Annotated in this window: 13 protein-coding genes; 11 read left to right on the top strand and 2 right to left on the bottom strand. The window is 72.7% G+C overall.

The window, feature by feature from the left end:
- The first annotated feature begins 405 nt into the window (after positions 1 to 405).
- The 11 genes from Q7L73_RS28215 to Q7L73_RS28165 all read left to right on the top strand — a co-directional run bounded on the left by Q7L73_RS28215 (position 406) and on the right by Q7L73_RS28165 (position 9,300).
- Positions 406 to 1,572 (top strand): GAF domain-containing sensor histidine kinase, encoded by a 1,167-nt coding sequence (locus tag Q7L73_RS28215; RefSeq protein ID WP_304696138.1) that lies wholly within the window; start codon positions 406 to 408, stop codon positions 1,570 to 1,572.
- On the top strand, positions 1,569 to 2,198 hold the full coding sequence (locus tag Q7L73_RS28210; protein WP_304696136.1) for a DNA-binding response regulator: 630 nt from the start codon (positions 1,569 to 1,571) through the stop codon (positions 2,196 to 2,198). The genes Q7L73_RS28215 and Q7L73_RS28210 overlap by 4 nt, the downstream gene beginning before the upstream one ends.
- Before the next feature lie 183 nt (positions 2,199 to 2,381).
- Entirely contained in the window at positions 2,382 to 3,197 is an 816-nt protein-coding gene (locus Q7L73_RS28205; RefSeq protein WP_304696134.1) for an ACP S-malonyltransferase, read from the top strand.
- Positions 3,190 to 4,209 carry a beta-ketoacyl-ACP synthase 3 gene (locus tag Q7L73_RS28200; RefSeq protein ID WP_304696133.1) on the top strand — a complete coding sequence of 340 codons (1,020 nt, stop codon included), beginning with the start codon at positions 3,190 to 3,192 and terminating at the stop codon, positions 4,207 to 4,209. The genes Q7L73_RS28205 and Q7L73_RS28200 overlap by 8 nt, the downstream gene beginning before the upstream one ends.
- The gene (fabG, locus tag Q7L73_RS28195) at positions 4,206 to 4,943 is read left to right on the top strand and encodes a 3-oxoacyl-ACP reductase FabG (RefSeq protein WP_304696132.1); all 738 of its coding nucleotides are present in this window, start codon (positions 4,206 to 4,208) and stop codon (positions 4,941 to 4,943) included. Before Q7L73_RS28200 ends, fabG begins: the two co-directional genes overlap by 4 nt.
- Positions 4,944 to 4,975: 32 nt before the next feature.
- Positions 4,976 to 5,221, top strand: a complete 246-nt coding sequence (locus Q7L73_RS28190; protein ID WP_304696130.1) for an acyl carrier protein — start codon at positions 4,976 to 4,978, stop codon at positions 5,219 to 5,221.
- Positions 5,221 to 6,423, top strand: coding sequence for a beta-ketoacyl synthase (locus Q7L73_RS28185; protein WP_304696128.1), 1,203 nt, complete (start codon positions 5,221 to 5,223; stop codon positions 6,421 to 6,423). Before Q7L73_RS28190 ends, Q7L73_RS28185 begins: the two co-directional genes overlap by 1 nt.
- Positions 6,420 to 7,856 (top strand): acyl-CoA carboxylase subunit beta, encoded by a 1,437-nt coding sequence (locus tag Q7L73_RS28180; protein WP_304696126.1) that lies wholly within the window; start codon positions 6,420 to 6,422, stop codon positions 7,854 to 7,856. Before Q7L73_RS28185 ends, Q7L73_RS28180 begins: the two co-directional genes overlap by 4 nt.
- Positions 7,853 to 8,647, top strand: a complete 795-nt coding sequence (gene fabI, locus Q7L73_RS28175) for an enoyl-ACP reductase FabI (RefSeq protein WP_304696124.1) — start codon at positions 7,853 to 7,855, stop codon at positions 8,645 to 8,647. Before Q7L73_RS28180 ends, fabI begins: the two co-directional genes overlap by 4 nt.
- Positions 8,648 to 8,689: 42 nt before the next feature.
- Positions 8,690 to 8,908: an AbrB/MazE/SpoVT family DNA-binding domain-containing protein gene (locus tag Q7L73_RS28170; protein WP_304696122.1), complete on the top strand. Its 219-nt coding sequence runs from the start codon at positions 8,690 to 8,692 to the stop codon at positions 8,906 to 8,908.
- Positions 8,905 to 9,300 (top strand): PIN domain-containing protein, encoded by a 396-nt coding sequence (locus Q7L73_RS28165; RefSeq protein WP_304696120.1) that lies wholly within the window; start codon positions 8,905 to 8,907, stop codon positions 9,298 to 9,300. The genes Q7L73_RS28170 and Q7L73_RS28165 overlap by 4 nt, the downstream gene beginning before the upstream one ends.
- 19 nt (positions 9,301 to 9,319) lie before the next feature.
- Here Q7L73_RS28165 and Q7L73_RS28160 read toward each other — a convergent pair whose 3' ends face one another.
- Together Q7L73_RS28160 and Q7L73_RS28155 are read right to left on the bottom strand one after the other, a co-directional pair.
- Complete coding sequence (locus Q7L73_RS28160) at positions 9,320 to 9,577, bottom strand: hypothetical protein (protein ID WP_304696118.1); 258 nt, start codon at positions 9,575 to 9,577, stop codon at positions 9,320 to 9,322.
- A 59-nt stretch (positions 9,578 to 9,636) separates the two neighbouring features.
- Positions 9,637 to 10,483, bottom strand: an 847-nt coding sequence (locus Q7L73_RS28155; protein WP_304715776.1) for a hypothetical protein, incomplete at its 5' end; no start/stop codon positions are given.

Genomic DNA, 10,483 nt, shown 5'->3' with positions numbered 1-10,483 from the left:
TCCCGACCAGCTCGTCGCGGCCGCGCACGCCGCCGGCCGGCCCGCCGCAGAGCGCACGACGCTGTATGAGACACGCCGACGTTTCGACGTCCCTGCGGTGGCGTAGAGTCATCACATGCCGTGCGAGACAGCCCACTTCAACCCGGCTGACAGCGGCGCCCTCGTGGCCGCTTCGCTGAGCTGCCCGGTCTGTCTCTCATCGGCCGTCAGGTGGTCGCTCGACGGCGGGCGGTACGATCGACGGGCACGCTGCGCCTGCACGACGTGTGGTCACGAACGTGACGTCTTCCTCACGCCAGAGCAGGCGCTCCGCCTCTCGTTGCACCGCACATGCCCGCTCGACCTGACGTTCCACTCGCCCGATCTCCTGACCGCCTTCTGAGCGGAGAACAGCAGCTTCCCGGGATGCCGCCGCCTCCGCCGGCACCCGTCCACGAGACCGGGATCTTCGGCGGCGTCGAGCCGCTGGAGGTGTTCGTCGACCTGCTGTCGGAGATCGAGTCGGACACGACCTCGTCCGAGTTCTACCACCGCATCTGCGAGGCGATCTGCCGTCTCACGACGATGCGGCGGGCGGCGATCTTCCTCTACGACGCCAGCCGCATGCGGGTGCGCGCGGTCGGCTCGCACGGGATCTCCTTCACGCAGCTGGCGAAGCTGCGGCCGACGCTGCACGACGCCCCGATCGCCCAGCGCGCGCTGCTGGAGGATCGCGTGATCGTCGTCAAGTCGGACGCGATCGACAGAGAGGTCCCGCGCGACTACGCGCAGCTGCTCGGCATCACCGCGCTCGTCTGCACGCCGCTGGCCGCCGCCGGCCACCGCTACGGCGTGATCGTCGCCGACCGCGGCGCCGGCGACTTCGAGCTGGGCGACGGCGAGCGCCACCTGATGTGGACGCTCGGCAAGACCGCCGCGCTCGCCGCCACCGCCCGCAACGCGACCCGCCAGCAGGAGCGCACCCGCCGCCTCGGCGAGCGGATCGACCTCGCGCGCGAGATCCACGAGCGCGTCATGCAGCGGCTGTTCGGCGTCTCGCTGGTGCTCAGCACCCAGGCCGACCTGAGCCCGGAGCTGCGCGAGCGCTGCCGCACCGAGATGGGCGAGGCGCTCGCCGACCTGCGCTCGGCGCTGGAGCGGCCGCTGGCGCCGATGGCGTACGAGACCGGCACGACCCTGCGCGCCGAGCTGGAGCGCCACGGCCGCGAGAGCAACCTGCCGATCGTGCTGGCGTGGGACGAGGGCGTCGTCGTGCCGCGCAGGCTGGAGGGACTGGCGCAGTCGGTCCTCGGCGAGGCGCTGCGCAACGTCAGAAAGCACGCCGACCCGTCGCGCGTCGCGGTCGCCGTCCAGCGCGACGAGGACACCTTCACGCTGGAGGTCCGCAACGACGGCATCACCGGCGGCGTCGCCGCCGGCCTCGGCGGCAGCGGCGGGATGGGGCTGCGGCTCGCGGCCTTCGAGGCGCTGCAGCACAACGGCTTCGTCGAGTTCGGCCCGGAGAAGGCGGCACAGCCGCCCGGTTGGCGGGTGCGGCTCGTGGTTCCGGTGAAGGAGACCGAAGAGGGATGAACAGCCTGCCGACCACGCCGATCGAGTCGGAGCGGCGCCTGCGCGTGCTCGTCGTCGACGACCACGACGTCGTCCACTGGGGCTTCCGCCTGCTGCTCGGCGAGCAGTCGTGGGTCGAGCGCTGCGTCGCGGCCAGAAACGCGACCGAGGCGATGGACATGACCAAGCGCTACCGCCCGCACGTCGCGCTCGTCGACCTGTTCGTCGGCGACGAGTCGGGCGCCGACATCTGCGAGTCGATCCGCTCCTCCTCGCCGGAGACGCGCGTGCTGCTGATCTCCGGCGCCGGGCGCATCTCCCCGCACGCCGCGAAGGCGGCCGGGGCGTCGGGCTTCGTCAGCAAGGACTGGGGCGCGCACGACGTCGCGATGGCGGTGCGGATGGTCGGCCTCGGGATGACGATGTTCCCGCCGCAGGCCGAGCAGCCCTCGACGCTGCTGTCCGAGCGCGAGCGCGAGGTGCTCGACCTGATCTCGACCGGCTCGACCAACCGCGAGATCGCCGAGCAGCTGTACCTCTCGCCGCACACGGTCAAGGAGCACACGAGCGCGCTCTACCGCAAGCTGAAGGCGCGCAACCGCGCCGAGGCGGTCCAGCGCGCCCAGCGCATCGGCCTGCTCGGCTGAGCAAGCGCTCAGCTACACCCTTCTGCGGGAGAGGTAACAGAGGCCCCACGGCGGTCCGCTAGCTCCCCCCCGACCGGGGGGAAGGCGCCCAGAGCAGGGTGGAAAGGGGCCATAACGCGCAGAAGTATGCGCTTCGTGAAGACCGCAGTCCTGTTTCCGGGACAGGGAAGTCAGACCCCGGATATGCGCGACACCGTCGCCGCCCACCGTCCCGACCTCGTCGAGCTCGCCTCGGAGGTCGTCGGTGACGACCCCTTCCAACGCGTCGACGACGGCACGCGCTACGCGCAGCCGGCGATCTACCTCGCCTCGGTCGTCTCGTGGGAGCGGCTGGCCGCGTCCGGCTTCAGCGCCGACGTCGTCGCCGGCCACTCGCTCGGCGAGGTGGCTGCGCTCGTCGCCGCCGGCGTGCTGAGCGCCGAGGACGGGCTGAAGCTGGTCGCCACCCGCGGGCGCCTGATGCAGGAGTCGGGCGAGCGCGCCGGCGACGGCTCGATGCTCGCGCTGCTGGGGACCGGCGCCGCCGAGCGCGCCGCCCAGGTCGCCGAGCCGCACGGTCTCACCGTCGCCAACGACAACGCGCCCAACCAGGTCGTGCTGTCGGGCAGCAGAGGCGCCTTCGACGCGGCGACCGTGACCGCCAAGGGCCTCGGCCTGCGCGCCGTCCCGCTGCCGGTCACCGGCGCCTTCCACTCGCCCTTCATGGCCGAGGCGGTGCCGGAGTTCGCGGCCGCGCTCGCGCAGATCGACTTCCAGCCGGCGCAGATCGAGGTCGTCAGCTCGATCACGACCGTCCCGTTCGACGACGTCGCCGCCCGCCTCGCGGACGCGCTCACGCAGCCGGTCCGCTGGCGCGAGACGCTCGTCGCGCTGAACGAGGGCGGCGCGACCCGCTTCGTCGAGGCCGCCCCCGGCAAGGTCCTGACCGGCCTCGTCCGCCGCACGCTCAGCGACGTCGAGGCGAAGACGGCCGAGCAGCTGGAGCCGGCCGATGCCTGAGCAGGCCGCCCACCCGGTCGGCCTCGGCGCGCCGCTGGCGAGCGTCCCGCGCGGCGCCGCGCTGCGCTCGGTCGCCGCCGTGCTGCCGGAGACGGTCGTCCACAACGACGTCGTCGCCGCCCGCATCGGCAAGAGCGACGACTGGATCTACACCCGCACCGGCATCCGCGAGCGGCGCGTCGCCAGAGACGACGAGCGCCTCTCGGACTTCGCCGCCGCCGCCGGCAGGCTGGCGCTGGAGCGCGCCGGGATCGCCGGCAGCGACCTCGACCTGGTGCTGGTCGCGACGATGACGCAGGACGAGGTGACGCCGAACGCGGCGCCGCTCGTCGCCCACGCGCTCGGCGCCACGCGCGCCGGCGCGATCGACGTCGGCGCCGCCTGCACCTCGTTCCTGTCGGCGGTCGCGCTCGCGGCCGCGCAGATCGAGACCGGCCGCGCCGAGCGCGTGCTGGCGATCGGCGCCGACTTCATCAGCCGCATCACCGACCACGACTCGAAGGCGACGGCGATGCTGTTCGCCGACGGCGCCGGCGCGGTCGTGATCACCGCCGCCGACCCGTCCGACGCCGACGAGCTCGGCTCGATCGGGCCGATCCTGCTGCGCGCCGATGGCTCCGAGCCGTCGATCCTCTACGCGACGCACGCGCAGAGAACGCTGCAGATGGACGGTCACGAGACCTTCAAGCACGCCGTCAACAGGATGTCCGAGGTGACGCGCGACGCGGTCGCCGCGGCCGGGCTGACGCTCGACCAGATCGACCTCTTCGCCTACCACCAGGCGAACGGGCGGATCGTGCGCGCGGTCGGCGAGCGGCTGGAGCTGGACTCGGCGAGAGTCGTCGACTGCATCGAGAAGACGGGCAACATGTCCGCCGCCTCCATACCGTTCGCGCTCGACGCGGCGCGCAGAGACGGACGTCTGCGCCCCGGCGCGCGCGTGCTGCTGAGCGCCTTCGGCGCCGGCTTCACCTGGGGCGGCGGCGTGATCGAATGGGGAGGAACGCTGTGAGCAGCACCGAGCGCAGAGGCTGCGCCCTCGTGACGGGCGCCTCGCGCGGCATCGGCGCGGCGACGGCGAAGGCGCTGGCGGCCGACGGCTGGCCGGTCGGCGTCGGCTACAACAGCGGCGCGGACGCCGCTGCCGCCGTCGTGGCGGAGATCGAGGCGGCCGGCGGGCAGGCGCTCGCGGTCGGCGGCGACATCTCCGACCCGGCCGTCGTCGACGGGCTCTTCAGCACGCTGGAGGAGCGCTTCGGCACCGTGCTCGTGCTCGTCAACAACGCCGGCCTGCGGCGCGACAACCTGTCGCCCCAGATCAAGGACGACGACTGGGACGCCGTGCTCGACACGAACCTCGGCGCCGCCTTCCGCCTGACGCGGCGGGCGATCCCGCAGATGCTGCGCGCCCGCCACGGACGGATCGTCAACATCGCCTCGGTCGTCGGCCTGCGGGCCAACCCCGGCCAGGCGAACTACGCCGCCTCGAAGGCCGGGCTCGTCGGGATGACGAAGACGATCGCCGCCGAGGTCGCCCGCCGCGGCGTGACCGTGAACGCGGTCGCGCCCGGACTGATCGAGACCGACATGACCGCCGATCTCGACGGCGAACTGCTGAAGGTGGTGCCGGCGCGCCGGCCCGGGACGCCCGAGGAGGTCGCGGCCTGCGTCCGCTTCCTCGCCTCCGACGCCGCGAGCTACGTGACCGGCGCGACCTTGACCGTCGACGGCGGCATGTCCGCCTGATCTTTAAACAGAAAGCAACAGGAGAACCCCCCATGGCAGCTGCAACTCCCGAAGCCGTCGAGAGCCGCATCGTCGAGGCGCTCGCCTCGTTCGGCCCCGACGTCGAGCAGGTCACGCGCACCGCGACCTTCGAGGAGCTGGACATCGACTCGCTCGACCTCGTCGAGCTGGCCCAGATCGTCGAGGACGAGTGGGGCGTCGAGCTGAAGGGCGACGACATGAAGTCGCTGAAGACGGTCGGCGACGCGATCGACCTCGTGGTGGCGCGGGCAAGCTGATGAAGAGACGCGTCGTCATCACCGGTGTGGGTGCCGTGACCCCGCTCGGGGTCGGTGCCGAGCCGCTGCTGCGACGCTGGGCAGCAGGGGAGGTCGGCATCTCCGACGGAGAGGGCGCCTGTCGCGAGTTCATCGCGAAGGAGCACCTGTCCGTCAAGGAGGCTCGCCGCAACGACCGCTTCGCCCAGCTTGCGATGGTGGCAAGCGACGAGGCGCTCGCGCAGGCCGGTTGGAACGGCGAGAAGCCGTACGAGACCGAGCGGATCGGCTGCGTCTACGCGACCGGCATCGGCGGGCTCGAGTCGCTCGAGGGCCAGCACGACAACCTGCGCGACAAGGGCGACAAGGCCGTCTCGCCGCTGTCCGTCCCGCTGTTCATGGTCAACGCCGGCACCGCCGCGCTGTCGATGCGCCACGGCCTGCGCGGGCCGACCTTCCAGGTCGGCTCGGCGTGCGCGTCGGGCGGTCACGCGATCGGCACCGCCATGCGGATGATCCAGATGGGCGACGCCGACGCGATCGTCACCGGCGGCGCCGAGGCGACGCTGACGCCGCTCGCGCGCGCCTCGTTCCAGGCCGCGTCGGCGATGTCGCCGACCGGCATCTCGCGCCCCTTCGACGCCCGCCGCGACGGCTTCGTGATGGGCGAGGGCGCCGGCGTGCTGGTGCTCGAGGACGCCGAGAAGGCCGAGGCCCGCGGCGCGAATATCCTCGGCGAGATCAAGGGCTACGCGACCACCTCGGACGCGTACCACATCACCGCGACGCTGCCCGAGGGCACCTACGCCAGCAAGGCGATGGACCTGGCGCTGCGCGAGGCCGGTCTGCTGCCCGAGCAGATCGACTACATCAACGCGCACGGCACGTCGACGGAGCTGAACGACGCCGCCGAGACGACGGCGATCAAGCTGACCTTCGGCGAGACGGCGAAGGACGTGCCGATCTCGTCGCTGAAGTCGTCGATCGGGCATCTGCTCGGGGCGGCCGGGGCGGTCGAGGCGATCGCGACGCTGGGCGCGCTGAACGCCCGCATCGTGCCGCCGACGCTCGGGCTGGAGCAGCCCGACCCCGCGCTCGACCTCGACTACGTGCCGGGGTCGTCCCGGTCGCTGACACCGAAGAACGGCACGCCGAAGGCGCTGTCGAACTCGTTCGGCTTCGGCGGCCACAACGTCGTGCTTTGTCTGGAGGGATCCGCATGAGTGCCGTAGCAGAGATCAGAACCGACGAGCGGCTGCACCCGCACGAGCGGATCGAGCTGCTCTGCGACGAGGGCTCGTTCGAGGCGGTGCGCTCGCAGGTGCTGTCGCCGAAGCTGGGCGCGCGCGCCCGCTCCGGCGACGGCGTCGTCGGCGGGCTCGGCCGCATCGCCGGCCGCCCCGTCGCCGTCTACGCGCAGGACGCGCGCTACCTCGGCGGCTCGCTCGGCGCCGCCCACGCGGACACGATCCACCGCGTGATGCAGCTCGCCGGCCGTGCCCGCGTGCCCGTCGTCGGCTTCATCGAGTCGGGCGGCGCGCGCATGCAGGAGGGCACCGCCGCGCTCGGCGGCTACGGCCGCATCTTCCGCCAGAACGTGCTGATGACGGGCGTCGTGCCGCAGATATCGATCATCGGCGGCCTCTCGGCCGGCGGCGGCTGCTACTCGCCGGCGCTGACCGACTTCGTCGTGATGACCGAGCAGGCGGCGATGTTCCTGACCGGCCCGGGCGTCGTCAGAGACGTGATGGGCGAGGACGTCACGGCCGCCGAGCTGGGCGGTCGCAAGGTGCACGAGAAGAACGGCGTCACCGACCTGGTCGCGCCCGACGACGTCGGCGCGGCGCACATGGCCCGCTCGCTGCTGTCCTACCTGCCGTCGCACGCCGGCGGCCGGCTGCCGAGAATCCTCTCGGTCGACCCCGACTTCTCCGATCCGGGCGCCGCGGTCCCCGACGACCCGCGCCAGGTCTACGACGTCCGCACGGCGCTGCGCGGGATCGTCGACGGCGGCTCGCTGATGGAGATCGCGCCGAAGTGGGCGCGCTCGATCGTGACCGCCTTCGCCCGCATCGACGGCCGTCCGGTCGGCGTGATCGCCAACCAGCCGCGCTACATGGGCGGCGTGCTCGACGTCGACTCCTCGCAGAAGGGCGCGAGATTCGTCGAGACCTGCGACCGCTACGGGATCCCGCTCGCCGTCTTCGTCGACACGCCCGGCTTCATGCCCGGCACGCGGCAGGAGCAGGCCGGCGTGATCCGCCACGGCGCCTCGCTGGTGCGCGCCTTCGCGCAGGCGACGGTGCCGCGCGTGACGGTCGTGCTGCGCAAGGCCTACGGCGGCGCCTACATCACGATGAACTCGAAGGACCTCGGCGCCGACCTGGCGTTCGCCTGGCCCAACGCCGAGCTGGGCGTGATGGGCGCGCAGCCGGCCGTCGGCGTGCTGCACCGGCGCGAGCTGGCCGCGGCTGAGGATCCGGTCGCGCTGAGAGCCGAGCTGGCCGCCGCCTACGCCGAGGAGCACCTCGGCGCGGAGATCGCGGCGCAGGCCGGCTTCGTCGACGAGGTGATCGAGCCGCACACGACCCGCCGCCGGCTGGCGTGGGCGTTCGACGCGATCGACGACCGTCGCGCCGTCCAGGGGGTCGCGTGAACCTCCAGGGCCGCCGGTTCCTGATCACCGGCGTCCTGACGAAGGACTCGATCGCGTTCGAGACGGCCCGCGTCCTGCAGGAGCAGGGCGCGGAGATCGTCCTGACCGGCTTCGGCCGCGCCAAGCGCCTCACCGACCGTGTCGCGGCGAGACTGCCGCAGCCGGTCGAGGTGCTGGAGCTGGACGTCAACAACGCGGCCGACTACCCGCCGCTGCTCGCCCACCTGGATGAGAAGTGGGGCGGCGTGCTCGACGGCGTCCTGCACGCGGTCGCCTACGCGCCCGAGGACGCGCTCGGCGGCAACTTCATCAACACGCCGGTCGAGTCCGCGCTGACCGCGTTCCAGACGAGCGCCTTCTCGCTGAAGGAGCTGGGCCGCACGCTGCGCCCGCTGCTGGCGAGAGCCGAGGGCGGCGGCACGATCGTCGGGCTCGACTTCGACGCCACCGTCGCCTGGCCGATCTACGACTGGATGGGCGTCGCGAAGGCGGCGCTGGAGTCGACCGCGCGCTACCTCGCGCGCGACCTCGGCCCCGACGGCATCCGCGTCAACCTCGTCTCGGCCGGCCCGCTGAAGACGGTCGCCGCCGGCGGCATCCCCGGCTTCCAGACGCTCGCCGACGCCTGGGGCCGCCAGGCACCGCTCGGCTGGGACGTGACCGACCACACCCCGGTCGCGCAGACGATCGCCTTCCTGCTGTCCGACTGGTCGCGCGCGATCTCCGGCGAGATCGTCCACGTCGACGGCGGCTTCCACGCGATGGGAACCGCGCTCAACCCGGACGCGTAGGGGAGGGCGGAGACCGGCACGCCTTTACGCTAAGGTAAAGGCGTGCCGAAAATCTCCTCCAAGCATCAGGTCACGCTGCCCGTCGAATCGCTCGACCGGGCTGGAATGGGCCCCGGTGACGAGGTGTCGATCGAGGCCGAGGGACCTGATGTGATCATCGTCCGTCGGATACCGGGAAGAGCCGCGGACGCGCTCGGCGTCTTCGACGGGCTCTACGAGCCTGGTTACCTGGACCAGCTGCGCGCCGGCGAGCGCGCGTGAACGCCTGCGTCCTGGACACCGACGTCGTGATCGCGGCGCTGGACCGACGCGATGTGCATCACGAGGCGGCTGCGGCACTCGTCCTGAGACTCGTCGACGACGAGACGCCCCGGCTGCTCTCCACGGTCAACTACGCAGAGGCGCTGGTTCGGCCGGCGGTAGACGGGCCGACCCTGCGGCGCGCGGTCGACGCGATCGCTGCGCTCGGGATCAGGCTGGTCGCTCCAAGTGCGGAGATCGCGCGGGCGGCGGCACGACACCGCGGGCGCGGAATCAGCTTGGCGGACGGATTCGCGATCGCGACAGCCGAAGGTGGTGGAGCGGCGTTGGCGAGCTTCGATAGACGCGTGCGCCGGGCCGTCAGCGCGCTGTCGATCGAGTTGTTGGGCTGAGGCGGGAGCGGGGCGGGCGTCAGAGGCTGCGGCGGTAGTTGATCGCCACACCGGTCCACAGCGCGGCGAAGCAGCAGAAGCTGAAGCCGGCGATCGCGGCCGGGTGGTTGCCGGTCGCCTCGATCAGGCGCGGGCCGCCGGTCGCGACGACGAACGCGACGACGACGACCGGCAGCGCGACCGGCATCTCTCTGCCGAGCAGCGGCCCACCGTTGCGATAGGTCGCCGGATCCTTGGAGGGATCGAGCGGAACCGTTGCGGGCGCATAGGCGCTCATCGTAGTCGCGCCGGGCGTCGTCGGGAAGGGCCGCCGTGGCACGATCGCCGGCCCGGCTGTCAGGGGTCGCTGAACGGCTCGAGCGGGACGCCGTGGTCGCGCTCGCGCATGCCCAGCTCGTAGGTGCCGCCGGCGGCGACCGTCAGCTCCAGCGGCGGCAGGTCGCGGCGGGAGATCCGTACGCGCAGATCGGAGATCGCGCAGTGGGCGGTGTTGTGCTGCTCGCCGGAGGGGTCGCTGTAGATCCAGCCGACGACGCTCTTCGGCGGCGCCGTCACCTCGATCCGCAGCGACAGGTCCTCGCCCGGGATCCACAGCTCGGCGTGCTCGGGGCGGGCGTCGACGCTCGTGTCGCGGACGCGGCCGATGCCGCCGAGGCGGTGGCGGCGGCCGTCGAGCGCGAGGCAGCCGTTGGCGACCCACGGCGTCGTCCACGGGCCGACGCGGACGCGGCCGACGATCAGGTCGAGCCAGCTGTCGTCCTCGTGCCCGCCGAAGCAGGTGCCGTGCAGCCAGATCCAGCGCTCGGCGTGCTCGGCGCCCCAGTTGTGGCCGACCATCCCCGGCCAGCGGTCGAGCGTCAGCGTGCGGCCTCTGACGGTCACGCTGCCGCTGACGCGCAGCGCGGGGATCAGGCTGAGCGCCTTCGTGCGCGGCAGCGGCGCACGGTACATCCAGCCGCGCGGGAGGTAGGCGAACGGCCGCTCGCCGCCCTCGAAGCGCAGCTCCCACGACGCCAGCCCCGGCACCTCGCCGCGCGCGCCGTCGCGGCCGATCGCAGCGTCGCCGATGTGGATCCAGCCGCTCCCGACGCCGGCGCGGCCCGTGCCCGCGCCGCCCGCCCCGGCGCCGCCCGCTGCCGCGCCGCCGACCCCGGCGCCGCCCGCTCCCGTGCCGCTCGCTTCG

The organism is Conexibacter sp. CPCC 205762 (genome assembly GCF_030646155.1).
In the GTDB taxonomy this organism is placed as follows: domain Bacteria; phylum Actinomycetota; class Thermoleophilia; order Solirubrobacterales; family Solirubrobacteraceae; genus Conexibacter.
The sequence above is the reverse complement of the archived record's forward strand: the minus strand, read 5'-3'. Positions and strand labels throughout refer to the sequence as shown.

Excerpts from the sequence above, each read along its gene's own strand:
- Q7L73_RS28180 (WP_304696126.1), top strand. The coding sequence starts at position 6,420 with ATGAGTGCCGTAGCAGAGATCAGAACCGACGAGCGGCTGCACCCGCAC.
- Q7L73_RS28205 (WP_304696134.1), top strand. The coding sequence starts at position 2,382 with ATGCGCGACACCGTCGCCGCCCACCGTCCCGACCTCGTCGAGCTCGCC.
- Q7L73_RS28210 (WP_304696136.1), top strand. The coding sequence starts at position 1,569 with ATGAACAGCCTGCCGACCACGCCGATCGAGTCGGAGCGGCGCCTGCGC.
- Q7L73_RS28185 (WP_304696128.1), top strand. The coding sequence starts at position 5,221 with ATGAAGAGACGCGTCGTCATCACCGGTGTGGGTGCCGTGACCCCGCTC.
- Q7L73_RS28160 (WP_304696118.1), bottom strand. The coding sequence starts at position 9,577 with ATGAGCGCCTATGCGCCCGCAACGGTTCCGCTCGATCCCTCCAAGGAT.
- Q7L73_RS28190 (WP_304696130.1), top strand. The coding sequence starts at position 4,976 with ATGGCAGCTGCAACTCCCGAAGCCGTCGAGAGCCGCATCGTCGAGGCG.
- Q7L73_RS28215 (WP_304696138.1), top strand. The coding sequence starts at position 406 with ATGCCGCCGCCTCCGCCGGCACCCGTCCACGAGACCGGGATCTTCGGC.
- Q7L73_RS28200 (WP_304696133.1), top strand. The coding sequence starts at position 3,190 with ATGCCTGAGCAGGCCGCCCACCCGGTCGGCCTCGGCGCGCCGCTGGCG.